This window comes from Variovorax sp. UMC13, from assembly GCF_014170375.1.
Classification (GTDB): domain Bacteria; phylum Pseudomonadota; class Gammaproteobacteria; order Burkholderiales; family Burkholderiaceae_C; genus Variovorax.
The window spans coordinates 82,263-106,932 of the sequence record NZ_LZZW01000015.1 but is presented as its reverse complement, the minus strand read 5'-3'; the positions used below and the strand labels follow the sequence as shown (position 1 = coordinate 106,932).

Sequence of the window (24,670 nt, the reverse complement as noted above, 5' to 3'; positions counted from 1 at the left end):
TTCCGCGCCGTGCGGGCTTCAGCGCGTGCTGCCGCCGGCCCACAGCGGCAACGCCGCGCGGGCGCCGCGCTGCTGCAGCAGCACGACCGCTTCCTTCAGCGCCAGTCGCAGGGCCGCGTCGTGCGCCAACGCGTCGTCGAAAACCTCGCGGCACGCCAGCAGCCGGTTGACCAGCGCGGCCGGGTCGTCGGCAACATCGGCGACATGCGCGCGGAGACGGGCGCCGAGTTCGTCGTCGAACGCCATCGTCCTGCTGCCGTCGTCGCGTCCCGCAATGCACCGCATCCACGCGGCGACGGCGAGCACCGTGCAGGGCACCGGACGGCCCGCGCGGCGGTTCTCCAGCAGCGACGCCGCCACACGAGCGGGCAGCTTGGCCGATCCGTCGCGCGTGATCTGGTCTAGCGGGTGCGAGATGCTGCGGCTGCGCCAACGCGCCAGCAGCTGCCGCGCATAGAGGTCGATGTCGTGGTTGCTGGGCGGCAGCGTCGGCTTCTGTTCGTCCAGCATGAAGCGCAGCACGAAGGCGGAGAGTCCGGGAACGGCCATCGCGTCGGCCACGGCGCTGCAGCCGGCCAGCCGGCCGGGCCAGGCGAGCGCCAGGTGGCCACCGTTCAGCAGGCGCAGCTTCGAGGCCTCCCATGGCCCGACGTCCGAGACGTACTCCGCGCCGGCGGCGTCCCAGCGCGGCCGGGGTCCGTCGAAGCGTTCGATGACCCACTGGTGGTAGGGCTCGGCGGAGACCGGGGCCGCGTCTTCGAGGCCGTGCGCGGCGCGCGCGTCGTCGCGGTCCTCGGGACTGGCGCCGGGCACGATGCGGTCGACCATGGTCGATGGAAACTGCACCTCGCGCGCGATCCAGCCGGCCAGTGCGTCGTCGTGCAACGCGGCGAAGTCGATGCAGGCCTGCCGAAGGATGCGGCCGTTGCCCGGCAGGTTGTCGCAGGACAGCAGCACCGGCGGCGCGACGCCGCTGTCGCGCCGATGCCGCAGGCCGCGCACCAGCAGCCCGATGGCCGTCTGCGGGCAGGGCGCGCGCAAGTCCGACTGCACGTCCGCACGCTGCACGTCGAGCCGGCCGGCCGCGTCGGTGCAGTAGCCGCCTGCCGTCACCGTGAGGCTCACGATGCGAATGTCGGCGTCACGAAAGGCGAGGTCGATCCAGGCCAGGTTCTCCGGCACGTAGAGCGCGCGCCGCAGCGTGCCGACCACGATGGCGCCCGTGCGCTCGGGCCCGCGTTCGAGCACGGTGTAGAGGCCGTCCTGCGCCGTGAGTGCCTGCGTGATGGCGGGCGAGCGCAGGCTGCAGGCGGCGATCCCCCAGGGCGGCAATGCCCGCCCGGCCGCGCGGCGGCTCACGCCGTGCTCGGCCTCGATCGCCAGCTGCGTCAGCAAGGCCTGGTGGGCGCGGTGGAACGAACCGCAACCCAAATGCAGGATGCCGGTCTGCAGGGCGGCGGGGTCGAAGGCGGGCCGGCGCACTTGCTGCGGTAGCTCATGCAGCCGCGAGAGCGACAGGCGCCTCGGAGGCGGCTCGATCGCAGCGTCGTCGAGCGCTGCCGTGCCGGTGCTCAGCGTGCTGCACATGACGGGCGCCCCGCGATCGGGTAGTCCGGCCAGCCGGCCGCGGGGCGCTGTGCCGCAAGCAGCCAGGCCAAAACCATCGGCTCGCTGCGCCACAGATAGCGCCAGCCGTCTGCAAGAAGGGCGGCAAGCGCTTCTGCAGAAAGGTCGAGCGGCGACAGGTCGGCGCCGATGGCCTCGAAGGTGGTGTGCACCTGCGCGCAGTCGTGCTCGGCCATGATGCGGTCGGACTCGGCGCGCACCCTGCGCGCGAGGTCGTCGTCGCGGAACATGCCCACCGGCCGGGTGTGCAGCACCGGTGCCGCATCGATGAGGCCGACCTTGCGATAGTCGAGCAGCTTGGGCCAGAGAGAGTCGAGGCCCCAGCCCCAGCCGGTGGGCGTCAGCTCCAGCGTCGGGATCAGCCGGTCCAGCGCGCCGGCGCTGAAGCAAGGCACCATGATCTCGACGACGAAGCCGCAGCGGCGAGCCAGACAGCGCGTGTTGCGCATGGTGTCGAAGTGGGCGTAGTACGAGCTCTCGTGCAGCGCCGGCGCGCACAGGTCGAAGTCGAGCGCGGCGGCGAATTCGAACATGCGGTCGATGGTGGTCGAGCTCGCGAAGATGTCGTCGTCGGGAAGCCAGATGCGCTCGTACTCGCGCCATCCGCTCCAGTGCGTGAGCAGCTGCGCGAGCCCGGTCCATTTGGGGCCGGGCATCACGTCGCCCAGCCGCAGGTCGAAGGCGTCTTGCGGGGAGAGCGGTTGGTAGGGGCACAGGTAAAGATCCCAGTTGCGGTCCTGGGAGGCGGCGAGCCAGGCGGGATGAAGTGAGTTCTGGCCGACGCGGGCGATGACGAGGTTCTTGCGTGTCACGGGGTGGGCGGGAGATGGCTCCCTGCTGTTAGCGATACCTCCGAGTGGCAAGCGACGTGCCGCTGGCGGATGGCCCGGTCAGCCGCCCGCCGGCACCGGCTGCAACGGCGAGGTGTCGCTGACCATGCGTGCGCGCAGCATGTCGGCCACCTCGTGCAGGTCGTGCATCACGGCGCGGCTCAGTCGGCGCATCTCGTCGGTGGGCGCAAGAAGATCCGGCACCATGACCACCGGCATGCCGGCCGCGCTGGCCGCCCGCACGCCGTTGTAGGAGTCTTCGAGGGCCAGGCAATGTGAAGGCGCCATTCCCAATGCCCGGGCGGCGGCGAGGTAGAGGTCGGGGTGCGGCTTGCCCTGCGAGACATCGTCCCGCGTGAGTAGCGCGTCGAAGCGATGCCGGATGCCGGCGCGTGAAAGGTGGTGCGCCGCCTTGTCGCGCGATGAGGACGTGGCCACGGCGCGCGGCATGTGGTGCTCGTCGAGCAGGTCGAGCAGTTCCTGCACACCCGGCTTGAGATGCATCTCGCCCGCGTCGATCTGGGCCTTCAGGTGCCGTGTCGATGCCGCGAAGAGATCGTCGGCAGACAACGCGTCCTGGTAGTGCTCGAGCAGCAGGCGGCGGCAGCCGTCGACCGGTACGCCAATCATCAGCGCGCAGAAAGCTTCGGGCAGCTCGACGCCGAGTTCGGTGCCGGCCAGGCGCATGGCGCGTCTGGCCAGGGCTTCGGTGTTGAGCAGCAGGCCGTCCATGTCGAACACGACGGCTGCGGGCATTTTTTCGCGCGTGTCCAAGGGCTTTCGCCCGCTGCGTTGTTCTTCCTTGTGCATGCGCGTCAGCGGCAACCCGCGTGCCCGGTGCAGCCGGTCGTGTGCAGGGAGGCGGCAGCGTGGGCCCTGCGCACGATCCGTACGGCATGGTTTTCCGCCGCGCGGCCTGCGCCGCGCCGATGCGGCACGCAAGCACCCCCTTTCCCGACACCCGGTCCAACCCAGATGTCGACGCCAGCGGCCAAGCCCAACGCGCACGGCGGCGGCAGATGCTCGCGGAGGTGGGCGTGCCGATCCTGGCGCCGATGTTCTTCGAGGTCGTACTGGCCGGGACGGCCGTCGTAGGTCTTCTGTTCATCGAGGATTCGTGGCGCTGTGTACGCCGCCGTGTGCGACCACCTAAGCGCCCGCGGGCCGCCGGCGTCGAGCGCGTCGGGTATGTGCGTTGCCGGCTGAAGCGCATGCGCATTGGTCCTCTCTACGAACAGGCAGTCGATCTCTCCCCACGCGCCGCACGGATTGCCGCGGCACTGCTGGTGAAGGAAGCGACGCTCCCGGAACCCCTGCGCCGATCGCTCGCCATCGCGCTCAGCGCATGCGGCGGAAGCGCGCAGGGCGCCGACGACATGCCCATGGCTCGCCAGGCCGGCCTCGGCGGCGAGGACCGCGAGGCCCGCGCCGCTGCACGCTTCGTCGAAGCGTGCAGGGCCTTGTGCGCTCGCGGCTGAACCGAGCAAACCTCACCGACGAAAAGGGAACCATGCCTTCTCTGCCTTTCACCGCGGCCCGGCTCGCGTCCCTCGCGCTCTGCGTCGCATCCCTGGCCGGCTGCGCGATCTCGCCGCGGGCCGGACCCGACGACGAGCGCCGCATCGCCGGCAAGACCTTCGTCGTCACGGGCGCGTCCAGCGGCTTCGGACGCGGCGTGGCGCTGCGCCTGGGTGCGGCCCGCGCGAACGTGGTCGTTGCGGCGCGCAGTGTCGATGCGCTGACGACCGTTGCCAGCGAGCTCACCGCAGCCGGCGGTCGCGCGCTTGTCGTCGGTGCCGACGTCGCGAACCCGGGCGACATCGAGCGGCTGATGGCGGCGGCGGTCGCGCACTTCGGCGGTGTCGATGTCTGGATCAACAACGCCGGCGTGGGCGCCATCGGCCGGTTCGACGACATCCCGCTGCAGGACCATGCGCGGCTGATCGACATCAATCTCAAGGGCGCGATCTACGGCAGCCATGTCGCGCTTCGGCAGTTCCGCGCGCGGGGGGCCGGCGTGCTGGTCAACATCGGTTCGGTGGAAAGCCAGGTGCCGCTGGCCTACCAGGCCTCGTACGCGGCCAGCAAGGCCGGCGTGCTGAGCCTCGGGCGCACGTTGAACGAAGAACTGCGGCTGGCCGGCCTCGACGGCGTTCAGGTCGTGACGGTCATGCCGTGGGCTGCGGCGACTCCATTCTTCCAACACACCGCCAACTACAGCGGCCATGTGCCAACGATGGTGGCCATGGACGACCCGCAGAAGGTGGTGGAAGCCATCGTCTGGGTCACCGTGAACCCGGTTGAAGAGCTGCCGGTCGGCTGGAAAGCCGTCGGCGGCTATGCGTCGCACCGCATGCTGCCCGATCTCACGGAGCGGCTCTCGGCCGACATCGCGCACCGCGCCCAGATGCGGGAGGCGCCGCCGGCCGCGTCGTCTGCCGGCACGCTGCACCGCACCGTCGGCACTCCGGCCGGGCGCTAAAGCCAAGACGGCGACGCGCACCGATGCACACTGATGCGCCGGGCGACGTTCAACTGCTGAGCTTGTCCATTTCCACCTTGGCCCATGCGTCACCGGCCTTGGCCTGGAGCGCGCTGACGAGGCCGGCCAGCACCTCCGGTGGCACGACCGCGCCGAACCGCTCGCGCAGCACCCCTTGCGCGCTCACCGGAGGGTCCTTCCTGCCGAAGAAGAAGTTGCCCTCCTTGTTATGCGGCGTGGAGGTCTCCAGTTCTTCGTAGCGCGTGGCAAACCAGCGCCACATCGCCGTTTTCTGCGAGGCGGCATCGGTGTTGCGCAGCCAATCGTCGTTCGGTTCGAAGCGCGGCGCGTTCACGTCGCCGGCTTCGGGCGGCAAGTCGACCAGCTGCCCGTCGGTCAGTTCGTCCGTGGCAATCGTTGTCATCAGTGGCTCCAGAGAGAGAGGGTCGTCAGAGGGTGCGCCGAGTGCGGCGATTGAGGAGATGTGAAGGGCAACGCGCGTGCCATGCCCTTCGGCGCCTCGCAGGCATCTGCCTTGCCGAGGTGCCAGGCCCGGGCTTCTCGGCCCTCTCGTCCCACCCCACCTTGGAAACCGACATGACATTGAACATCCTGGACAACCGCGGCATGCCACTGGACCGGCAGCGCTTCACCTGGCGCGACATGGTTCAAAAGCCGATCAGCAAGCTCGATGACGACGCTTACACCCGCGTGCGCATCATTTTGATGAACGGGCTCGAGATCGAAGCCCTGAACTTCTCCCACGCGTGCGCCCGCATGAACCGCTCGCTGCAGCCGGTGCTGGCGCAGCTTCGGCGGGTGGAGCAGCACCAGGCCACCACGGTCAACTGGCTGCTCGGTGCGGACCATTCGCCGCTGGAAACCACCATCGCCTACGAGCAGGTGGCCATCGACGTGACGGCCGGCGTGGCGCTGCGGGAGCCCGACCCGTACCTCGCGCAGGTCTACCGCTTCGGACTGCTCGAAGACTTCGACCACATGCACCGCTACTCGGCGCTGCTCGACCGGCTCGAAGGCAAGGACGCCAACAACATCCTGCAGAGCTACACCGACATCCTGCCGGGTCGCCCGACCGTCGAAGAGCATCGCGACCCGATGGACGACCTGCGCGAGCACTACGACCGCACCACGGCCGCGCCGCTGTCGAAGCTGCATGCGCTGACCATCATGGCGTCGGAGCAGCAGACCCACAACTACTACATGAACGTCGGGCCGCTGTTCTCCGACCCCATGGCCCGGCTGCTGTATGCCGAGATCGCATCGATCGAGGAGCAGCACACCACGCAGTACGAATCGATCATCGATCCGACCGAGACCTGGCTCGAGAAGTGGGTGCTGCACGAAGCCATGGAGGTCTACAACTACCACGGCTGTGCCACGCAGGAAAGCAACCCGCGCATTCGCGCGATATGGGAGCGCTTCCTGGACTACGAGCTGGGCCAGCTGCATGTGGCCATCGAGCAGTTCCAGAAAATCGAGCGCCGCGACGTCGCAGAGATTCTTCCGGCCACTTTGCCGGACCCGATTCCGATCGCCTCGCAGCGCGAGTTCATCCGCCAGGTGCTGGCGGCGGAGGTCGACTTGCGCGCCTACGGCACCCAGTTCGTGCCGAAGGAGCAGGAAAGCGAACGCTCGCTCGCCTATCGCCAGCACATCAACTCGGCCGGCTCGCCCTCGAACGCGGTGGCGTCGGGCTACCGCTGGCGGCCGGGCACCGAACTGCGCGCCGACCCGGCGGCCGGTCTCGAGCAGCCGGCACCGAACGTCCGGACCGCCTGAGTCCTGCACCCATCGCACCCATTGCACCCATCCAACGAAGGAGCACCCCATGGAAACCAAGACCCACCTGGGCATCAACCGCACTGGCGTGCAGATGTCCCCGTTCGATACTGCCGAACTCGAGGCCGGCCTGAGCGGCTTCTTTCCCGACCGCAACAACGGGCGCGACGACCTCGCTATCCGCGCCGAGTACGCGCAGGGCAGCGAAAGTCTCGGCTCGGTGCCGGTGCCGGGCACGGCCAAGGGCATGCTGAAGTCGGGCGTGGACATGGTCACCGGTTCGCGGCCTCAAGTGCTGGTCGACAAACTCGGCGAGCGACTGGCGTTCGAGCGCGGCGGCGTGCGGCTCTACGACACGCTGTTGGCCAAGTGCCGTGTCGCGACGGTCGCGCTGCCGGGCGAAGCTCTCGCCATGCTCGAGACAAACCGGGACGAAGAGGCTCAGCATTTCGGCATCCTGGTGAAGGCCCTGGAATCGCTCGGCGCCGACCCCACCGCACAGACGCCTTGCGCCGACCTGGTCGGCGTCGAGACCATGGGCATGGTGCAGGCGATGAACGATCCGCGCACGTCGCTGGTCCAGTCGCTGCACGTCATGCTCGATGCCGAGCTGATCGACAACGCCGGCTGGGATCTGTTGATCGCGCTCGCGCAGGCCAGCGGCCACAACGGCATCGCCGACAGCTGCCTGCTGGCCCGCGACCAGGAGGCGCTGCACCTCACACGCCTGCGTGACCTGGTGCGCGACCTCACGCTGCAGGACGCGAGCCTGATGGGCACCGCCATGGCGCCGACGACGTCCGTGGTTCCGCCCCTTGACGTGCCATGACCAGCGCCGGCGCGTCGGAACCCGGCCTGCTCCGCAGCTTCGACAGCTTCGAGCACGCCGAGGCGGCTCGCACTGCCTTGCTCGACGCGGGCTTGCCGCCCGGCACCGTCAGGATCGAGGTGCTGCAGGACGAGGCCGGTCCGGTGGAGGGCAACTTCCTCGTCGGCAACGGGCGGCCCACGGCAGGCGCCGCCTCTCGCATCGCGCCGGGCGGGGGGGCCGGCGCACCCTACGAGCACAACCTATCGAAAGTCATCACGCGGGGCGTGTATCTGCTGGTGGTCGACGCGGTCGATCCCGCTCGCCGGGCGAGCATGGAGGCACTGCTCGCGACGTCGCCGGGGCTCGATGTTCGGGGCGTCGCGCGAGAGGCCGGCGCGGCCGAGCCGCCGCAGCAGCAGGAGGGCAGCTGACGGCAGAGCCGGCGCCCGCGGTGCCGGCATCTCATGCGATCAAAAGCTGCGTTTGACGATCGCGGTACGCAGTCCTTCGATCGCAGCGGCCGGGTTCAGGCCCTTCGGGCACACGTCCGCACAGTTCATGATCACGCGGCACCGGAAGAGCTTGTAGGCATCGTTGAGTTCCTCCAGACGCCGGTCGGTGTCGTCGTCCCGCGAGTCGGCGATGAAGCGGGCTGCCTGGAGCAGCGCCGCGGGCCCGAGGAAGCGCTCCGGGTTCCACCAGTAGGACGGGCACGAACTCGAGCAGCAGGCGCAGAGGATGCACTCGTACAGGCCATCGATCGCCTCGCGCTGCTCGGGCGATTGCAGGCGTTCGCGCTCGGGCGGCGGCGCGTGGGCGATGACGTGCGGGCGCACCGCGTAGTACTGGCGATAGAAGCGCGTCATGTCGACCACCAGGTCGCGGATCACCGGGAAGCCCGGCAATGGTCGCAGCACGACGGGTTCCTTCAGCGTGCGGATGTTGGTCAGGCAGGCCAGGCCATTGCGCCCGTTGATGTTCATCGCGTCCGAGCCGCAGACGCCTTCGCGGCAGGAGCGCCGGTAGCTCACGCTCGGATCCACGGCCTTGAGCCGTTCCAGCACGTCGAGCAGCATGCGCTCGCCCTGGAGTTCGATCTCGTAGTCGACCATGCGCGGCTTGGCGCTCTTCTCGGGCTCGTAGCGGTAGATGGAGAGTTTCACGGTGGGTTCCTGGTGTTGCGCGGCATCACGCCGCCGGAGAAAGCGAGAGACCCACCCAGCCGACGGTGCCGGCCAGCCAGAGCGCCAGCAGCAGCAGGGCGCCCAGCCGAAGGCCGAGAGGTTTGATGTAGTCGAGGATCACGTCGCGCACGCCAACCCACGCATGCAGCGCGACCGCGATGAAGAACAGCAGCATCGCCAGGCGCATCGCCGGCGCCAGCAGCCACGCGCGCCACTCGGCCTGCGTGGCAGGTGGGGCGAGCGCAAGATGCAGAAGGAAGTACAGCAAGAGTGCCAGGGCAAGCACCGCCGTGGCGCGCTGAAGCGCCCAACTGCGCACGGCGCCGTGGACGGCTTTCATCGCACGGCTCCCCACACCATGGCCACCAGCGCCAGCAGGGTGACCGCGATCGCGATCCCGTGCACTGTCCAGGCGGTGCGCCGGGCCTGGCGGTAGCGGTTGCCGTAGCCCGCATCGAACAGAAGGTGCCGCACGCCCGCAGCGGTGTGGTGCACCGCTGCCCATGTCAACAGCAGCAGGACGAAGCGGCCGGGCCAGCTCCGCAACGCGGACGCCCAGCCGCTCAGGTCGGCGTCCGCGGCGAGGCTTCGGTGCAGAAGGTAGGCCACCAGCGGCAACACCAGGACCAGCAGCAGTCCGGAGATGCGGTGACCCAGAGACACCGTCGCCGTGACCGGCAGGTGGACTTTCAGCGGGTTGAGGAAGACCGGCCGCTCGTCCTGGCGCGGTGGCTGTAGTGGGTCGACCGCGCCTTCGGTCATGGGTGTGCTTCGGAGCCGCCTTCGCCGGCGCTGCGGCCCTTGGCCTCCCGTTCGTCCTCGGCGTTGGTGTCGGGCAGTGCGTCACGCGACGCGATGTTGGACTGGCCGCCGGCGGTCAGGCGCTGCCCAGCGAGTTGCCGCTCCCCGCATGCAGGAACTCGACGCCGTCGGGCGTCTTGACGGCCTCCTGTTGCGGGTCCCGCCCCCGGATGCGACCCGGTGGCGCCGGCGCTGGAAGGGCCCGCCGCGGAATTGGACGTTTCTGTGGATATCGCCATGTGCATCTTCTGAAGGTGATCCGCACCGGCGGGCAATCGCCGTTCCCGCGCATGCCATGCCACGCGTGTCGTGCTTACCACGCGTGCCCGCCGGGAACGTGGTTTGCCATCGTGCGGCGTATGTTCACCGAGCCCACCGCGCCTTCCGATGGTTCCACCCAGCCCCAAGCCTTGGAGACCTACACAGAACCCGCGACGCGTTGGCGCGACGGACCCACGGTGGTAGTGGGCGGCGGCGCGGGAGGACTGGAACTCGTCACGCGCCTGAGCAGACAAGCGCGCGAGAAAAGCCGAAACGGCGATCCCCCGTCGGTCGTGCTGGTGGACCGCGCCCTGGGCCATATCTGGAAGCCGCGGCTGCACGAGATCGCCACCGCGATGCAGAGCCCGGTCGCTGCCGAGAGCTCGTTCCTTGGCCATGCGACCGCCCACGGCTACCGGTTCGAGATCGGTGACATTCAACAGGTCGACCCAGTCGGCCACACGATGACACTGGCGCCGCTGCTCGGACCCGACGGCGAAGACGTTCTTCCCGAGCGCACGATTTCCTACGCCCGGCTGGTGCTGGCGTTGGGCAGCGAGGAGAACGACTTCGGAACGCCAGGCGCGCGCGAGCATTGCCTCTTCCTCAACAACACCGACCAGGCCGTGCAGATTCGCGACGCCCTCCTGGTGGGCGCCTTTCGTGTCGCTCGGGGCGAGCAGGACCGGCTGTCTGTGGTGGTCATCGGCGGCGGCGCCACCGGCGTCGAGTTGGCGGCCGAGATCAATCACGCGATCGATGCGCTCTGGGTGCACGAGCCGACGCTGGAACGCTCGAAGGTGCAGCTCACGGTGGTCGAAGCCGCGGACCGCCTGCTGAGCGCCAATCCGTCCGAGGTATCGGTCTATGCGGCCCGCGCGCTCCAGGCACGGCAGGTCGACCTCGTCCTCGGCGAACGCGTCGCCGGTATCGACGCACAGGGCGTGCAGCTTCAGAGCGGGCGCCGCATCGATGCGCAGCTTCGCATCTGGACCGCCGGCATCCGCGGGCCGCGTGTGTTCGAGCAGATGCCGAGCCTGCCGCGCACGCGCTCGTGCCGGGTGCAGGTCGATGCCGAACTGCGCTGCGCAGGACTGCCGGACATCTATGCCATCGGCGACTGCGCCGAATGGGTCGACCCCGCCGATGGGCGGCCTGCGCCCTACACGGCACAGATCGCGTCGGCCCAGGCTCGCTATCTCGCGGCAGCGCTGAAGGCCCGCGCAGCGGGGCAGGCCGTGGCGCCTTTCCGCTTCGAGAGCGCCGGCGCCATCGTGTCCCTCGGCGACCGTGGCGCTGCGGGCAATCTCACCACGCGCTTCGGCCGCCACAGTCGGGACCAGTACGTTCAAGGCCTGAGCGCAAGGCTGGTGTACGCCGCGCTCTACCGCAGGCACGAGCTGGCCATCCACGGATGGCGGGGCGCGCTGGCACGCCTGCTGAGCGACTGGCTGGGGCGTACCTACCAGCCGGAACTCAAGCTGCATTGACGGTGCCCGACCCGAGCAGGCACACGGATTGCCACGGCGGGTGGCTGCGCATCTTCGCGCGCGATCTCGCCAGGCACCCCAGATGACCGACCCCAGCCCCTCCACTTCGCTCCTCCTCGGGCGGCTCGACGCCAGCGCCATTCCATTTCACGAACCCATCCTGCTCTACACCTTCGCGATGGTCGCCCTCATAGGCGCAGCGCTGCTGGGGGCCATCACATACTTCGGACTGTGGGGGCGGCTCTGGCGAGACTGGTTCACCAGCATCGACCACAAGAGGATCGGGATCATGTACATGGTGCTCGGGCTGGTGATGCTGCTGCGCGGCTTCGCCGACGCCGTCATGCTGCGGCTCCAGCAGGCCATCGCCGTGGGCGGCGCAGAAGGCTATCTGCCGCCGCACCACTACGACCAGATCTTTACGGCGCACGGCGTCATCATGATCTTCTTCGTGTCGATGCCGCTCGTCACCGGCTTGATGAACTACGTGGTGCCGCTGCAGATCGGCGCGCGCGACGTGGCCTTTCCGTATCTCAACAACCTCAGCTTCTGGATGACCGTGGGCGGCGCCGTGCTGGTGATGATGTCGCTCTTCGTCGGCGAGTTCGCGCGCACCGGCTGGCTCGCCTATCCGCCTCTGTCGAACCTCGACTTCAGCCCCGGCGTGGGGGTGGATTACTACATCTGGTCGCTGCAGATCGCGGGCGTCGGCACGCTGCTGTCGGGTATCAACCTGATCGCGACGATCATCAAGATGCGCGCACCTGGCATGAACCTGATGAAGATGCCGATCTTCACCTGGACCGCGCTGTGCACCAACGTGTTGATCGTCGCCGCCTTTCCGGTGCTGACCGCGGTGCTGGGACTGCTGGCGATGGACCGCTACGTCGGCACCAACTTCTTCACCAGCGACTTCGGCGGAAATCCCATGATGTACATCAACCTCATCTGGATATGGGGCCATCCGGAGGTCTACATCCTCATCCTGCCCGCTTTCGGCATCTACTCCGAGGTGGTCTCGACCTTCACGGGCAAGCGGCTCTTCGGCTATGCGTCGATGGTCTACGCCACTGTGGTGATCACGGTCCTGTCGTACCTCGTGTGGCTCCACCACTTCTTCACAATGGGCTCGGGTGCGAGCGTCAACTCCTTCTTCGGCATCACCACCATGATCATCTCGATCCCGACCGGTGCGAAGATATTCAACTGGCTCTTCACCATGTACCGCGGCCGCATCCGCTTCGAGCTGCCGATGATGTGGACCGTGGCCTTCATGGTGACTTTCGTGATCGGCGGCATGACGGGTGTGCTGCTGGCGGTGCCGCCGGCGGACTTCGTGCTGCACAACAGCCTCTTCCTGGTCTCGCACTTCCACAACGTGATCATCGGCGGGGTGCTCTTCGGCCTGTTCGCCGGCATGAACTACTGGTTTCCGAAAGCTTTCGGCTACAGGCTCGAGTCATTCTGGGGCAAGTGCTCGTTCTGGCTGTGGGTCGTCGGTTTCTACCTCGCGATCATGCCGGGCTACGTGCTCGGACTGATGGGCGTCACGCGCCGCATGAGCCGCTTCGAGGACCCGGCCGTCGAGATCTGGTTCCGAATCTCGGCGTTCGGCACGGGCTTGATCGCGCTGGGCATCGCCTGCTTCCTGGTGCAGATGTACGTGAGCTTCCGCCGGCGCGCGTCGCTCGTCGACCTCACGGGCGATCCGTGGGACGGCCGCACGCTCGAATGGTCCACCGCATCGCCGCCGCCGCCCTACAACTTCGCGTTCACGCCGCGTGTGCACGAGCTCGACGCCTGGCACGACATGAAGAAGGGAGGCTACGCGCGCCCGCTTCAGGGCTATCGGCCGATTCACATGCCGCGCAACACCTGGGCGGGCGTGGCCGTGGCGGGCCTCTCCACGCTGTGCGGCTTTGCGTTGATCTGGTACATGTGGGTGCTGGCGGCGTTGTCCTTCGTCGGCTTGCTGGTCGTTGCCGTCGTGCATACCTTCGACTATCAGCGGGACACCTGGATTCCTGCCGAAGACGTGGCGAGCGCCGAGCACGCGCGCACGCGGCTCATGGTCGGTCCGCAATGAGCGATGCGGGACCCATTCGAAATCTCTCGGTACGCCCGCACGGGTCGCGCAATTCCTGGCAGGCGTGCGCGGGCTGCGGTTGAACAACCCTCACTGATCTTGGAGGACCTCTTTCCATGAAGCACACCGACCCTTAGGACGCCGCGGGCCGCATCGAGCCCGCGGAGGCCGCGCCGTCCGCATCCGATCTCAAGCGCGCCGCAGACAACTTCATCGAAGGGCCGAACGTCCAATTCAGTCCCTGGGAAGTGCAGGCCGCGGGAGGCGAGACGCCGCTGGAGGGGCCGCGCGCCGAAGACGCGCTGGACTGGCGCGAATTTCACGCGCGCTACGAGGCGTGGAAAGCCGCCACCGTGCGTTTCGAAGCCGCCGTGAACGCCATGCGCAACGGCGCTGCAGAGGGGCGCGCAGAGGCGCAGGCGCAGGCACTCGAACTGGCGCGGCTGCACCACGCCTTCATGGAGTCGTCTCAGCCCTATTTCCGCTCAACGAAGGTCGACGGCTGAGCGGTGGTGCAGGCCGCGCGCAGGCGGTCAGACAAGCGACTCCCGCCGGGCCACCGAACGGGGGTCGTTGCTCCACACGCTCAACAGGAAGTCTTCCTCTGCATGCTGGACCAGGGGATGGAGCGGCAAGTCATCGAACATCTTGTGCGCTTCATCGGCGTCCGTGACACGCGCGTCGAAGGGCCAACGCCAGTCGCAGATCACCAGAACGCCATCGGGCGCCATGGACTCCGCGCAGCGTTGCGCAACGTCCTGGATCTCGGTAGGGTGGAGGAAAGAACAGACCTCGCTCACGACGATCAGATCGAACGACGGGTCGCTTGCCGGCCACTGCGCAGGGATGCGGTGGTTGCCGAAGCTCACGTTGTCGAACATCTGCAGCCGCCCACGCGCCTGCGCCACCGCGTGCTCGCAGAAGTCGCTCGCCAGCACATGCGATGACCGGGCTGCGAGCTCGCGCGTCAGCTCCCCGGTACCGCAAGCCGGTTCGAACACCTGCTCGTAGGTGGGATGCGGCAGCGAACTCAGCAAAATGTTCCGCTTGCGTTGTTCGTACCATCGATGCGCCGTGCCGTACGGGTCGCGCGTGGCGTACAGGCCGTCGAAGTAGGCGCGCAGGTTCCGGCCCTGGCCCCAGGCGGAGACCGTAAGCATGGGGCTGGATTCACGCGAAATCGGAGTGTTCTTCATGCGCTCCCTGCGGCAAGCCCCGTGCCCAGGCGGGCCGCAGAGGCGCGCCGGTCGCTCATCGATCGCTTGGGTCGGCCTTGTCTTCGGCGGAAGCCGTGCGCCGACTCTTGAGGAGATCGATGCAGAAGTCGATAAGTCTCTCCGGTTCGGTCTTGTCGAAGAACGCATCCGCCCCCGCTTCCAGCGCGCGCTGGCGCATCGGTTCGCGGGTATAGCTGGACATCAGCACCACGCGCTGTCGCGGCGATCGGTCGGCGCATTGCCGAAGCACTTTGAAGCCATGTCCGGCGGCAAGGAAAACGTCGACCAGCGCCAGGTCCCAACCGTCGGGATGAGCAGCGATCCAGTCGCATGCGTCGCGGTCGTTCACGGCGGCGTGGACCAGCTCGGCACCCTCCATCGCCCGGATGACCTGTCCCAGCTGCGCCGCCAGGAGGTGATCGTCTTCAACCAGAAGAACCTTCATGGGTAGCGCGCTCAACCTTGCCTCTTCGATCATTTCAGCGCCAGAGACACCTCTTGTTCGTGGTCTTGCGCTCGCCTGCTTTGGGCAGACCCCGCTGGCTCCTCCGAGCGCTCCGGCTCGAGCGGCTCGACCGGCAGCACGCTGTAGCGACAGACCCAATCGATGATGCGGCCCGCGGCATCCTCCCGACACGAGGGGTTGCCGGTGCCCAGGAACCCGTGGTACTCACCGGGATAGAGAACGAGCTCGGCCGGCGTGTCTCCCGCGCGCGCAAGACTCACGAACAATTCTTCGGACTGGCACTTGGGGCAGCGCTCGTCTTCCTTGCCTTGAAGGAACAGCGTCGGCGTGCGCGACTTCTCGATGTGATGCAGCGGCGAGAGCGCGCGCGCCACGCCGCGATCGAAATGCGGCGCCGAGGCGACGTAGTAGGGGTCGGCATAGTAGCCACCGTCCGAGGTCCCATAGTGGGTTTCGATGTTGCCCACCGGCGCCATGACCACCGCCGCTCGGAACAGCGCCGTGTGCCCGGTGGCCCACGCGCTCAGGTAGCCGCCATAGGATTTCCCGGAGCAGGCGACGCGTTCGTCCACCAGGCCTTCCTGCTGCAGTTGCTCGATGGCGGCGACGTGTTGCGGCAGGTCGTACTCGCCCCAATGCCCGGCCAGCCGCTGGCAGAACTCGCGGCCGTAGCTCGAGGACCCGACGGCGTTCAATGCCAGCACCGACCATCCACGCGCGCACAGCACCTGCCAGAAAACGTTGGTGTCGAAATCGAGCAGGGCGTAGCTGGCCGGTCCGCCGTGCATGTCGTTGAGCAGCGGCTGCCGGCCATTGGCGCCCCGCTGCCGCAGCAGCCAGCCTTCGACCATCTCGGTGCCGCCGTGGCCGTCGGGCACTTCGAAGGAGCGGATCTCGGCTTCGATGGGCGTGCGTTCCTTCCACCACGGATTCAGGTCGCTGATCTGCCTCTGGCCGCTGCCGTCCAGCGCGCAGGACCACAGTTCGCTCGGCAGCGAAGGATGATCGATGGAATAGGCAAAGTGCTTGTCGGTCAGCGCGAAGGTGCCGAGTTGCCGATCGCCTGCGGCGATGACGTTCAGGTCGCCGCCGGGCACAGAGATCGACACGATCTGGTGGCGGCCTCGCCAAGCGCGTGGGCACATGAGGGCTGCGCCATCACGCGTCCATTTCAGCGCTTGCGGATCGGCGACATCGAAGGATTCGTCGCCCAGCATCCGGACCTCTTCGGTGGCGACGTCGAACAGCCACAGCTTGGGCTCTGCATCGCCGTCTTCCTTGGCGCCGGTGAACGCGATGAAGCGGCCGTCCGGCGACCAGACGGGCTGCATCACGATGGCATGTTCGCGCGTCAGCCTCCGGTGGTGCTTGCCCTCGACGTCGCAGGTCCACAGGTCGGTGGCGTGCGCAAATCGGCCTTCACGCGACCGCGAATAGGCGATCTGCTTGCCGTCCGCAGAAATGTCGAAGGCCATGACGTCGAATGCGCCGTCCGTGATCTGCGCATGCTCGCCGCTTCGCGCATCGAGCGAGAACAGGTGAATCTGCCGCTGCAGCAAGTAGCCGATGCCGTCTTCCTTGTAGGGCAGCCGCCAGGCAATTTCAGGCGCGGACGCCTTGCGTTCGGGCGGCGGGGCAGATGAGGGCTTGCCGCGCAGTTCAGGATCTACCCGAACCGCTGCACACACCATCAGCGATCGCCCGTGCGGTGCCCACTTCATTTGGGTCACGGATTCGCTGAAGCGGCCGAGCTGGCACGCCTCGCCGCCGTCGCGCTGCATCAGGAAGACCTGCGGCGAGGCACCGCCCCTGCTGGACAGGAAAGCGAGTCGATCGCCGGTGGGGGACCAGCAGGGCGCCTGGTCAAGTCCAGGCCCATGTGTCATCTGGCGGGCCATTGATCCGTCGAGCGCGAAGGCCCAGATGCGGGACACGTAACTGTCGTTCTCGCTGTCGGCCGATCGTACGGCGCAGGCGGCAAGATCGAGGCCAGGTGCGCAATGAAGGTCGGTCACCTTGTGGTGCAGGAAGAGGTCCTGCACGGTGAATGGTTGATGCATTTCGTTTCCTGAGAAGAGAACCGGGTCGGTAGGGCGACGCACACGCCTCCTGTGTCCGAGAGCGAGGCAAACGGGGTGCCGCGCGATGGGCCGCTGCGCGTCGCGCGCCGGGCATCCCGCTTGCTTGCGCTGCGCATGCGACCGACCCGCCCACTTTTTGAAGCAGCGACGATGCCAGTGAACGAGAACGCCATGCGCGATGCGCAAACGCAGGCCCATACCGGCGCCGACGTGCCGACAGCCGTGGCGTCGGTGCCCGACACCGAGGGGTCCGAATCGGGCGTGGCACGCACCTATGCGCGACTCGCACCGCTCTACGACCTGATGTTCGGTCAAGTGCTCGAGCCCGGCCGCCGCCGCATGACGACGGTGGTGCGCGCATTGGCGCCCGGGACCTTGCTGGAGGTGGGCGTGGGCACGGGGCTCGCGTTGGCGGGGTATCCGTCGACCGCGGACATCGTTGGCATCGACCTGTCGCAGGCCATGCTCGCTCGGGCGCGCGAACGTTCGGCCCGGCTGCCGACCCACCGCATCGGCATCGAGCAGATGGACGCCGAGTGCATGCGCTTTCCGGATGCGAGCTTCGACTGCGTCACCGTGCCTTACGTGCTGTCGGTCACGCCGCGCCCGGCGGAGCTGGTGCGCGAGATTCGGCGGGTGTGCAAGCCCGGCGGGACCATCGTGGTGCTCAATCATTTCAGCGGCAGCCGGGCATGGTGGCTGCTGGAGCGGGCAGTGCGGTCGGCCGCCGAGCATGTCGGCTTTCGTTCCGACTTCCGCTACGAGGAACAGATCCTCGCGCACGATTGGCGGGTCCTTGCACTGGAGCCGGTGAACCTGCTCGGACTCTCGCGGCTGGTGGTGTTGCGCAACCGTGCCTGAGTGCGAGGGGGGCGCTGCTTTTGATGCTGCATATTTTTCCGGGCGCTTCGCGTGTGCGCGTCATTGAAGCACCCCTGTCGCGCGCCTTTCGCGCGAAGACGATCTGCCGCGCCACGTCGCCGGGACATTCTCGATCGCCTGAGCTGCAGCGCTAGTGACCGCGCACGCCGTCGGCGAAACGGCCGAGTGCGCATCGAGGCTGCGGCAACTGCATTCGCTGGAGGCGCAAGGCCCGGTGCGCGGGGCTCCAGGGAAGGTGCGGGCAGGCAGGCTGAGGCACTGGGTTCATCGCGGGCTCCGTGGGGGGGGCGGGCATTGCTGCCCAGCCCGCGGCAAGCCATGTGCTCACCGCCCGCGTCAGCGGTACGCGGAACGCGCTTCGGTCGGAGGGCGGAACAGGGGGGAACGCGCCGCAACGCCGCCCTGCGCCGGGTGGATGTCCCTCAGCCGACGGCTTCTTCGATCTGCGTGGCCTGGGCAGCAGACCGAGACGCTGGTCGGTTGCCTGTTCTTCCGCAAGCGTCGCCTGCGGCAGCGGCACCGCGTCAGAGAGACCGAGCTTCTCGGCCAGGAGGCACAGCGAGGTATAGCCTGCGATTTCGTAGTGCTCGGCCTTCTGCGCAGAGCCGGTCAGCGCGGCATCGAGGATGGGTCCGGCGCCGATCCGGTCGACCAGCGACATGGCTTCTTCAACAGACCTTCCATGCCGTCGCACCTGATGCGCTTGCGCTTGAAGCCGCACAGCTCTGCAACCTGTTCGAGTCGCTCCCCCTGGCCGCGAGTTTCCTCCGGATGCTCCTCGAAAGCCTTCTGGAGTTCGGGGTCGGTCGCGGCACGCGCGAGCTTCGGCAACGACCGTGTCGTCTGCTCCTCTGCGTTGTACGTGTCGGAAATTTCGTGGACGAAAAGATCGTTGATCGACTTGATGGGCATGGGGTACTCCGGCGGGTGAAAAGGCCAAGGCTGGCAACCGTGCCCAAGCGCGCGTGTAGGTGTCGTCCCATTGCCCAGGTGCAGTTTTGGAAAGTGCCGCTGAAGCGATGCCGAGGTGCTTTGCGGCACGCCGCTTGCTCATGCCGACGCATTGCACAAGCGCGCCCCCACGTCGGGGCGCCGTCACATCAAACGCATGGAAGCCGACCACGACAACACAGCCCCGACCGCAACGTCCGCCGACGTCGTGATCGTCGGTGGCGGCCCGGCAGGACTCACCGCGGCGATCTACCTCGCACGCTTTCGCCGCTCGGTAGTGCTGATCGACGCCAACCAGAGCCGCCTCTCGAAGATCCCGCAGTCCCACAACTATCCTGGCTTCGTGGACGGAATCGCGGGCAGCACGCTGCTGGAGGCGCTGCGCACGCAGCTGCGGCAATACCCGGTGCGTTCGGTCGTCGCCACGGCGCAGCGGGTGCAGCACGATCCGGATGGCTTCGCCGTGCACTGGAAGGGCGGTTCTGCGCGCGGCAAATGTCTGTTGCTGGCCACCGGCGCCACCGACATTCCTCCCGCGATGCCGCATGTGCTGGAGGCGTTGCGTGCCGGCGCGTTGCGCTACTGCCCGGTGTGCGACGCCTACGAGGTGATCGACCGCGCCGTCGGCGTCTATGCCGACGGGGCGCACGGCGTCGGCGAGGCGATCTACCTGCGGCATTTCACGGCCGATCTGGTGCTCTTCATGGAAGGCGGGGCAGGGGTGCTTTCCGTCGAAGAGCGTCTGCGCCTCGGCCGCGCCGGCATCGTATGCCCCGAGGAGCCGGTGCGCAGCATCCGCCATTGGAACGGGCAGGTCACGGTGGTGCATGGCGAACGCGAGACGCGCCGCGACGCGCTGTACTGCGCGCTCGGCCTCGATGTGCACGCGCAGTTCGCCCGTGCGCTCGGCGCGACGACCGATGACAGCGGCTACGTGGTGGTGGATGCGCACCATGCGAGCGACGTCGACGGCCTCTACGCGATCGGCGATGTCGCGCAGGGTCTCAACCAGATCGCCGTGGCCGCGGGCGGTGCGGCCATTGCCGCTTCGACCATCCACCGGCGCCTGGGCGCGCAGGCTTGAAGCGAGCGGGCGGCATGCGCCTTGCCAGCGCGCTGGCATGACGGTCTACAGCTATCACGTTTCACAGGAGCAGTTCCCGCCGCGAGCGCTGTTGGGCTGGGTGCAGCGCGCCGAACAGGCCGGCTTCGACGGCGCCTTCAGTTCCGACCACCTGCAGCCTTGGTCGCCCACGCAAGGCGAATCCGCCTTCACCTGGTCATGGCTTGGGGCCGCGATGCAGGCGACCGAACGCCTGCACTTCGGCACGGTCACCGTACCGGGCGGGTGGCGCTACCAGCCGGTGGTGCTGGCGCAGGCCATCGCCACGCTGGCCGCGATGTTTCCCGGCCGCCTGCCGTGGGTGGCGCTGGGCAGCGGAGAAGCGGTGAACGAGGCCGTGGCCGGCCCCGAATGGCCGCCGAAGGCCGGACGCAACCAGCGGCTCTTCAATGCCGCGATGGCCATCAAGGCCCTGTTCGCCGGAGAACGGGTGACGACCGAAGGGCCCCCGATGCTGCGCGACGCGCGGCTGTGGTGCCGTCCGGCCACGCCGCCGCTTCTGGTCGGGGCTGCCACCAGTGCCGACACTGCTCAATGGCTGGGCGGCTGGGCCGACGGCTTGCTGACGGTCGGGCGTGACGTCGAAGCGCTGCGCAGCACCATCGCCGCATTCCGGCGCGGCGGGGGCAGCGGCAAACCCGTCTTCCTCAAGGTCGATCTGAGCTGGGCGCCGTCGGAAGCCGAAGCGCTGCAGCAGGCGCATGAAAACTGGCGCTTCAATGCGGCGCCAGGCGACGCGAACACCGAGCTGCGCCAGCCGGAGGATTTCGATGCGGCCACCCGTCATCTGACGGCCGAAGCGATGCAGTCGCATGTCTTCGTCTCGAGCGATCCGCAGGCCCACGTCGCACATCTACAGGCTTGTGCCGCACTCGGCGTCGAGGCCATCGACCTGCACCAGGTGGGCCGCGACCAGGAGGGCTTCATCGACGTGTTCGGCGCGCAGGTGCTGCCGGCGCTGCGCGGCACAGTCTGACGCCGGGGGCAAGGTGTTTTCCGGCGTGCCGCAATTGGGGCTGTCGTACAGCGACCCATGGCGCGCCGGCACGCTGTCCCACAGGCAGAGGGTCCGAATCCTGAAGCCGGCCAAGTCCAGAAGGTGGATTCTTGGTGCATGACAGCCGCAACCTCACCCACGCCTTTTATCTCGCCCCCTGATCGGACGAACGCCTCGTCGCCAGTCCCTCTTTCGGCCGTCGCATCCGGCGCTTCGTCCGCTCCTGCGCAGGCCAACTTGCCGACGCCGGGCCCCCAGCGCTATGCCTGCTCGGACGACCGCTATCTCGCCGCCGTGGCCTCCACGGCCCCGGCGATCGCATCGCAGGCGCTGTTCCGTGATGTCTATCACTCGCTGCTCCACCCCCGCGCCGACAAGAACGCGGCCCGCCGGCGTGCGGAGTTGCTGCTTGGCCAGGCGATCGACAGGGTGGCGCAGCAGCCCGACGATCTCCCGGACTCGCCTGCGGGCCTGTCCGACTGGATGGAAGCTTCGGCGCGTCGGGCCACCTGCGCCTACCAGGCCTATCTGGCCAGCCGCAAGGAGGGGGCGCCGCGGCGCTATTTCTCGAACCGCGCCCACGCCTTGAACTTCCTGCAGAGCGTGGCGCCGACCAAGCTGGTCGACGGGTCGTGGCTCTATGGCACGTTGCGGCATCGCGCCGATCCGCGGATGAGCGGACTGGCGCAGACCTATCTGGAAGAGCTCGGAAACGGCGACGAGACCAAGAACCATGTGCTCCTGTACAAGAAGCTGCTCGACGCGAACGGGCTCACTTGCGGTGCCCATCTGCCCGACGAGTACTTCGAGCAGGGGGCCATCCAGCTGGCCCTGGGCGTGGTGACGCAGCGCATGCTGCCCGAAGTGATCGGCTTCAATCTGGGCTACGAGCAGTTGCCCTTGCACCTGCTCATCACGGCCTTCGAACTCGACGAACTCGGAATCGACCCGTATTACTTCACCCTGCACGTGACCGTGGACAACACCGACAGCGGCCATGCGAAGAAGGCGATCGACGCGGTAGCGCTCAATGCATCGCGCTATGGCGACGCGGCCGGGTATTGGCGCCGGGTCCGCACGGGCTATCGGCTCAACGATCTGGGGCTGGGAACCACGGCGGCCATCAAGGCCTTCGATGTGGACGCCGAGGTGCTGCGGATCTTCACGGCCAAATCCGCCGCCGGCGCCGGGGCGCATTCAGACTATTGCCGCATCGGCGGGCGCACGGTCAACGAGTGGCTCGGCGGCGGCGAACCAGTCGGCGCCTTTCTCGGCGCGCTGGAGGCCAAGGGCTGGATCGTCAAGGGTGCCGATCCGAGCGGCTCGCGTTTCTGGCAGTTGCTGCAGGGCGAGCGTGCGGAGATGTTCGGTGTCTTTACCGACTACGAGCTGCAGGTCATCTTCGACTGGCTGCGCGGCGACCACAGCGCCGATGGGCTGCGCTTCGACGCCAGCGTTGCCGAGCGCGGCGCGCGCGCGCGAAGCTTTCGTTCGCAGGCCAGGCTGGACCTCCGGACACACACGCCGGCCTCGAAGCGCAAGGGGGTCCACAATCCGGCACTCGGCCTGCGCACGCATGCGCTGCCAGCCTCCGAAGCCGGGGTCGATGTACTTTCTCCAGGTCACCATTGGACGCCCGAGGGCCTCCATGCCACGCAGTCGCTGGTCCATGCCGAGCGGGGCGGTTTCTCCGGCTCCGCCGCGCACGGCGTTCATGCGCCGCAAGGGCCTCGGGTCTAGAACCCTCGCACCGCCCACTGGGCGATGCCGGCAACGACGGCGCCAAGCAGGATGTGCAGGGTCACCGGCTGGCGAGTTTCCCGCCAGTACGCCAGCGCGAAGCTCAGCCCCCAACCCAGCAGTCCTCCGACAAGGAGCCAGGCAGCGTTGTTCATGACGACGGTCTCGGCGCTTCGCTGTCTCAGCCAATGACGCGTGTGGCGGTCGGGTCGAGGCGAGGCGGGGTCTCGAAGGTATGGAAAGGCGCAGGCGAGGGGACCTCCCATTCCAGCCCCTCGGCGCCCTCCCAGGGCTTGGCGGGTGCCGGCTCACCGCGTCCACGCAGCGCCGGCAGCACGATGAACAGGACGAAATAGGCCTGCGCGAGTCCGAACGCGAACCCGCCGACGCTGGCCACGGCATTGAAGTCCGCGAACTGCATGGGATAGTCTGCGTAGCGCCGCGGCATGCCCGCCAGGCCCAGAAAATGCAGCGGGAAAAACGCGACGTTGAAGCTGACGAGGGAGACCCAGAAGTGGATCTGCCCGCGGCGCTCCCGATACATCACGCCGGTCCACTTGGGTGACCAGTAGTAGTAGCCGGCGAACATGGCGAACAGCGATCCTGCCACCAGCACATAGTGGAAGTGAGCCACGACATAGTGCGTGTCATGGACCTGGATATCGATCGGCGAGACCGACAGGATCAGCCCGGTAAAGCCGCCCATGCTGAACACGAAGATGAAGCCGATCGCGAACAGCATCGGGGTCTCCGTGGTGATCGAGCCCATCCACATGGTGGCGACCCAGTTGAATACCTTGACCGCCGTCGGCACCGACACCAGCATCGTCGCGTACATGAAGAAGAGCTGCCCCGTCACCGGCATGCCGGTGGTGAACATGTGGTGCGCCCAGACAATGAACGAGAGGATCGCGATCGACGCGGTGGCGTAGACCATCGACGCATAGCCGAACAGTCGCTTGCGCGAAAACGCCGGCACCACCTGGCTGATAATTCCGAAGGCCGGCAGGATCATGATGTAGACCTCGGGATGGCCGAAGAACCAGAAGATGTGCTGAAACAGCACCGGATCTCCGCCGCCTGCTGGCTGAAAGAAGGCGGTGCCGAAGTGGCGGTCGGTGAGCAGCATGGTCACAGCGCCCGCCAGAACGGGCATGACGGCGATCAGCAGATAGGCGGTGATCAGCCAGGTCCAGCAGAACATGGGCATCTTCATCAGCGTCATGCGCGGCGCACGCATGTTGAGGATGGTGACCACGATGTTGATGGCGCCCATGATCGAGCTGGCGCCCATGATGTGCACGGCGAAGATCGAGAAGTCCATGGCCGGACCCATCTGCAGGCTCAGAGGCGGGTAGAGCGTCCAGCCCGACGCCGCCGAACCGATGTCCATGAAGAAGGGCGCGATCAGCAAGATGGCCGCTGGCGGAAGCAGCCAGAAACTGAAATTGTTCATGCGCGCGAACGCCATGTCCGAGGCGCCGATCTGTAGCGGCACCATCCAGTTCGCGAAGCCCACGAAGGCCGGCATGATCGCGCCGAACACCATCACCAACCCATGGATGGTGACGAACTGGTTGTACACCTCGGGATTGAAGAGCTGCAGCCCGGGCCTGAAAAGCTCCGCCCGGATCAGCAGCGCCAGCACGCCGCCCGCCATCAGCATCGTCAGGCTGAAGAGGAGGTACAGGCTCCCGATGTCCTTGTGGTTGGTGGCGAACAGCCATCGCCTCCAGCCCGCGGGTATCGCGTGGTGCTCGTCATGGGCGGATGCGCCATGCGGGGGGGCGTCGGGGACGGAACGTCCGTCCGATGTGTAAGTCGTCATGGCACAGCCGTCAG

24 protein-coding genes and 1 pseudogene are annotated in these 24,670 nt (G+C 67.6%); 12 read left to right on the top strand and 13 right to left on the bottom strand.

Annotated elements, in window-relative coordinates; translation table 11 throughout:
- Positions 1-18: 18 nt before the first annotated feature.
- The 3 genes from A9977_RS12620 to A9977_RS12610 form a co-directional block, all read right to left on the bottom strand.
- Positions 19-1,587 (bottom strand): mannitol dehydrogenase family protein, encoded by a 1,569-nt coding sequence (locus A9977_RS12620; RefSeq protein WP_183025186.1) that lies wholly within the window; start codon positions 1,585-1,587, stop codon positions 19-21.
- The gene (locus A9977_RS12615) at positions 1,572-2,438 is read right to left on the bottom strand and encodes a hypothetical protein (protein WP_183025185.1); all 867 of its coding nucleotides are present in this window, start codon (positions 2,436-2,438) and stop codon (positions 1,572-1,574) included. Before A9977_RS12615 ends, A9977_RS12620 begins: the two co-directional genes overlap by 16 nt.
- A gap of 78 nt (positions 2,439-2,516) precedes the next feature.
- Positions 2,517-3,212 carry an HAD family phosphatase gene (locus A9977_RS12610; protein ID WP_220811725.1) on the bottom strand — a complete coding sequence of 232 codons (696 nt, stop codon included), beginning with the start codon at positions 3,210-3,212 and terminating at the stop codon, positions 2,517-2,519.
- 140 nt (positions 3,213-3,352) lie between these two features.
- On the opposite strand from A9977_RS12610, the gene A9977_RS12605 reads away from it, so the two are divergent.
- Positions 3,353-3,934 carry a hypothetical protein gene (locus A9977_RS12605; protein ID WP_183025184.1) on the top strand — a complete coding sequence of 194 codons (582 nt, stop codon included), beginning with the start codon at positions 3,353-3,355 and terminating at the stop codon, positions 3,932-3,934.
- A gap of 32 nt (positions 3,935-3,966) precedes the next feature.
- Positions 3,967-4,938 (top strand): SDR family oxidoreductase, encoded by a 972-nt coding sequence (locus tag A9977_RS12600; RefSeq protein ID WP_183025183.1) that lies wholly within the window; start codon positions 3,967-3,969, stop codon positions 4,936-4,938.
- Positions 4,939-4,987: 49 nt separating this feature from the next.
- Here A9977_RS12600 and A9977_RS12595 read toward each other — a convergent pair whose 3' ends face one another.
- Positions 4,988-5,362 carry a hypothetical protein gene (locus A9977_RS12595; protein ID WP_183025182.1) on the bottom strand — a complete coding sequence of 125 codons (375 nt, stop codon included), beginning with the start codon at positions 5,360-5,362 and terminating at the stop codon, positions 4,988-4,990.
- Between the two features lie 173 nt (positions 5,363-5,535).
- Between A9977_RS12595 and A9977_RS12590 the strand changes: the two genes are divergently transcribed.
- Genes A9977_RS12590 through A9977_RS12580 form a run of 3 tightly spaced genes read left to right on the top strand, consistent with a single transcriptional unit; the run spans position 5,536 to position 7,980 of the window.
- A complete protein-coding gene (locus tag A9977_RS12590) occupies positions 5,536-6,738 on the top strand; it encodes a hypothetical protein (protein WP_183025181.1) in 1,203 nt (400 codons plus the stop codon).
- A gap of 49 nt (positions 6,739-6,787) precedes the next feature.
- Complete coding sequence (locus tag A9977_RS12585) at positions 6,788-7,567, top strand: ferritin-like domain-containing protein (protein ID WP_220811723.1); 780 nt, start codon at positions 6,788-6,790, stop codon at positions 7,565-7,567.
- Positions 7,564-7,980 (top strand): hypothetical protein, encoded by a 417-nt coding sequence (locus A9977_RS12580; protein WP_183025180.1) that lies wholly within the window; start codon positions 7,564-7,566, stop codon positions 7,978-7,980. Before A9977_RS12585 ends, A9977_RS12580 begins: the two co-directional genes overlap by 4 nt.
- Before the next feature lie 39 nt (positions 7,981-8,019).
- Here A9977_RS12580 and A9977_RS12575 read toward each other — a convergent pair whose 3' ends face one another.
- From A9977_RS12575 to sdhC, 3 genes are read right to left on the bottom strand one after another with little or no spacing between them, the layout of a single operon-like run.
- Entirely contained in the window at positions 8,020-8,712 is a 693-nt protein-coding gene (locus A9977_RS12575) for a succinate dehydrogenase iron-sulfur subunit (RefSeq protein ID WP_183025179.1), read from the bottom strand.
- A gap of 25 nt (positions 8,713-8,737) precedes the next feature.
- Positions 8,738-9,073: a succinate dehydrogenase, hydrophobic membrane anchor protein gene (gene sdhD, locus A9977_RS12570; protein ID WP_183025178.1), complete on the bottom strand. Its 336-nt coding sequence runs from the start codon at positions 9,071-9,073 to the stop codon at positions 8,738-8,740.
- Complete coding sequence (gene sdhC, locus A9977_RS12565; RefSeq protein ID WP_183025177.1) at positions 9,070-9,495, bottom strand: succinate dehydrogenase, cytochrome b556 subunit; 426 nt, start codon at positions 9,493-9,495, stop codon at positions 9,070-9,072. Before sdhC ends, sdhD begins: the two co-directional genes overlap by 4 nt.
- A gap of 449 nt (positions 9,496-9,944) precedes the next feature.
- Here sdhC and A9977_RS12560 point away from each other — a divergent pair, with 449 nt between their 5' ends.
- From A9977_RS12560 to A9977_RS12550, 3 genes are all read left to right on the top strand, one after another.
- The gene (locus tag A9977_RS12560; RefSeq protein WP_220811721.1) at positions 9,945-11,285 is read left to right on the top strand and encodes an NAD(P)/FAD-dependent oxidoreductase; all 1,341 of its coding nucleotides are present in this window, start codon (positions 9,945-9,947) and stop codon (positions 11,283-11,285) included.
- Positions 11,286-11,367: 82 nt separating this feature from the next.
- Positions 11,368-13,371, top strand: a complete 2,004-nt coding sequence (cyoB, locus tag A9977_RS12555; protein WP_183025175.1) for a cytochrome o ubiquinol oxidase subunit I — start codon at positions 11,368-11,370, stop codon at positions 13,369-13,371.
- A 248-nt stretch (positions 13,372-13,619) separates the two neighbouring features.
- Entirely contained in the window at positions 13,620-13,877 is a 258-nt protein-coding gene (locus A9977_RS12550) for a hypothetical protein (RefSeq protein ID WP_183025174.1), read from the top strand.
- 27 nt (positions 13,878-13,904) lie between these two features.
- Here the strand turns inward: A9977_RS12550 and A9977_RS12545 are convergent, their stop codons facing one another.
- Genes A9977_RS12545 through A9977_RS12535 form a run of 3 tightly spaced genes read right to left on the bottom strand, consistent with a single transcriptional unit; the run spans position 13,905 to position 17,114 of the window.
- A complete protein-coding gene (locus tag A9977_RS12545) occupies positions 13,905-14,567 on the bottom strand; it encodes a class I SAM-dependent methyltransferase (protein ID WP_183025173.1) in 663 nt (220 codons plus the stop codon).
- Positions 14,568-14,622: 55 nt separating this feature from the next.
- Entirely contained in the window at positions 14,623-15,033 is a 411-nt protein-coding gene (locus A9977_RS12540; protein ID WP_183025172.1) for a response regulator, read from the bottom strand.
- Between the two features lie 29 nt (positions 15,034-15,062).
- A complete protein-coding gene (locus A9977_RS12535; protein WP_183025171.1) occupies positions 15,063-17,114 on the bottom strand; it encodes a S9 family peptidase in 2,052 nt (683 codons plus the stop codon).
- 177 nt (positions 17,115-17,291) lie between these two features.
- Between A9977_RS12535 and A9977_RS12530 the strand changes: the two genes are divergently transcribed.
- Positions 17,292-17,996: a methyltransferase domain-containing protein gene (locus tag A9977_RS12530; RefSeq protein WP_220811720.1), complete on the top strand. Its 705-nt coding sequence runs from the start codon at positions 17,292-17,294 to the stop codon at positions 17,994-17,996.
- Positions 17,997-18,147: 151 nt separating this feature from the next.
- Here the strand turns inward: A9977_RS12530 and A9977_RS34760 are convergent.
- A pseudogene (locus A9977_RS34760) lies at positions 18,148-18,929 on the bottom strand (ferritin-like domain-containing protein).
- 196 nt (positions 18,930-19,125) lie between these two features.
- Between A9977_RS34760 and A9977_RS12520 the strand changes: the two are divergent.
- From A9977_RS12520 to A9977_RS12510, 3 genes are all read left to right on the top strand, one after another.
- Positions 19,126-20,052, top strand: a complete 927-nt coding sequence (locus tag A9977_RS12520; protein ID WP_183025169.1) for an NAD(P)/FAD-dependent oxidoreductase — start codon at positions 19,126-19,128, stop codon at positions 20,050-20,052.
- Positions 19,958-21,067, top strand: coding sequence for a TIGR03885 family FMN-dependent LLM class oxidoreductase (locus A9977_RS12515; RefSeq protein WP_220811718.1), 1,110 nt, complete (start codon positions 19,958-19,960; stop codon positions 21,065-21,067). The genes A9977_RS12520 and A9977_RS12515 overlap by 95 nt, the downstream gene beginning before the upstream one ends.
- A gap of 138 nt (positions 21,068-21,205) precedes the next feature.
- Positions 21,206-22,828 (top strand): iron-containing redox enzyme family protein, encoded by a 1,623-nt coding sequence (locus A9977_RS12510; protein ID WP_183025167.1) that lies wholly within the window; start codon positions 21,206-21,208, stop codon positions 22,826-22,828.
- On the opposite strand, the gene A9977_RS12505 is transcribed toward A9977_RS12510, so the two are convergent.
- Both A9977_RS12505 and ctaD read right to left on the bottom strand, forming a co-directional pair.
- The gene (locus A9977_RS12505; RefSeq protein WP_183025166.1) at positions 22,825-22,983 is read right to left on the bottom strand and encodes a hypothetical protein; all 159 of its coding nucleotides are present in this window, start codon (positions 22,981-22,983) and stop codon (positions 22,825-22,827) included. The two genes, A9977_RS12510 and A9977_RS12505, sit on opposite strands and share 4 nt — an antisense overlap.
- 26 nt (positions 22,984-23,009) lie before the next feature.
- The gene (gene ctaD, locus A9977_RS12500; RefSeq protein ID WP_183025165.1) at positions 23,010-24,656 is read right to left on the bottom strand and encodes a cytochrome c oxidase subunit I; all 1,647 of its coding nucleotides are present in this window, start codon (positions 24,654-24,656) and stop codon (positions 23,010-23,012) included.
- Between the last annotated feature and the right edge of the window lie 14 nt (positions 24,657-24,670).

Bases quoted from the DNA above. Each gene is read 5' to 3' on its own strand.
- A9977_RS12620 (WP_183025186.1), bottom strand. From the start codon at position 1,587: ATGTGCAGCACGCTGAGCACCGGCACGGCAGCGCTCGACGACGCTGCG.
- A9977_RS12610 (WP_220811725.1), bottom strand. From the start codon at position 3,212: ATGCCCGCAGCCGTCGTGTTCGACATGGACGGCCTGCTGCTCAACACC.
- A9977_RS12605 (WP_183025184.1), top strand. From the start codon at position 3,353: ATGGTTTTCCGCCGCGCGGCCTGCGCCGCGCCGATGCGGCACGCAAGC.
- A9977_RS12600 (WP_183025183.1), top strand. From the start codon at position 3,967: ATGCCTTCTCTGCCTTTCACCGCGGCCCGGCTCGCGTCCCTCGCGCTC.
- A9977_RS12595 (WP_183025182.1), bottom strand. From the start codon at position 5,362: ATGACAACGATTGCCACGGACGAACTGACCGACGGGCAGCTGGTCGAC.
- A9977_RS12590 (WP_183025181.1), top strand. From the start codon at position 5,536: ATGACATTGAACATCCTGGACAACCGCGGCATGCCACTGGACCGGCAG.
- A9977_RS12585 (WP_220811723.1), top strand. From the start codon at position 6,788: ATGGAAACCAAGACCCACCTGGGCATCAACCGCACTGGCGTGCAGATG.
- A9977_RS12580 (WP_183025180.1), top strand. From the start codon at position 7,564: ATGACCAGCGCCGGCGCGTCGGAACCCGGCCTGCTCCGCAGCTTCGAC.
- sdhD (WP_183025178.1), bottom strand. From the start codon at position 9,073: ATGAAAGCCGTCCACGGCGCCGTGCGCAGTTGGGCGCTTCAGCGCGCC.
- sdhC (WP_183025177.1), bottom strand. From the start codon at position 9,495: ATGACCGAAGGCGCGGTCGACCCACTACAGCCACCGCGCCAGGACGAG.
- cyoB (WP_183025175.1), top strand. From the start codon at position 11,368: ATGACCGACCCCAGCCCCTCCACTTCGCTCCTCCTCGGGCGGCTCGAC.
- A9977_RS12545 (WP_183025173.1), bottom strand. From the start codon at position 14,567: ATGAAGAACACTCCGATTTCGCGTGAATCCAGCCCCATGCTTACGGTC.
- A9977_RS12540 (WP_183025172.1), bottom strand. From the start codon at position 15,033: ATGAAGGTTCTTCTGGTTGAAGACGATCACCTCCTGGCGGCGCAGCTG.
- A9977_RS12535 (WP_183025171.1), bottom strand. From the start codon at position 17,114: ATGCATCAACCATTCACCGTGCAGGACCTCTTCCTGCACCACAAGGTG.
- A9977_RS12520 (WP_183025169.1), top strand. From the start codon at position 19,126: ATGGAAGCCGACCACGACAACACAGCCCCGACCGCAACGTCCGCCGAC.
- A9977_RS12515 (WP_220811718.1), top strand. From the start codon at position 19,958: ATGTCGCGCAGGGTCTCAACCAGATCGCCGTGGCCGCGGGCGGTGCGG.
- A9977_RS12510 (WP_183025167.1), top strand. From the start codon at position 21,206: ATGACAGCCGCAACCTCACCCACGCCTTTTATCTCGCCCCCTGATCGG.
- A9977_RS12505 (WP_183025166.1), bottom strand. From the start codon at position 22,983: ATGAACAACGCTGCCTGGCTCCTTGTCGGAGGACTGCTGGGTTGGGGG.
- ctaD (WP_183025165.1), bottom strand. From the start codon at position 24,656: ATGACGACTTACACATCGGACGGACGTTCCGTCCCCGACGCCCCCCCG.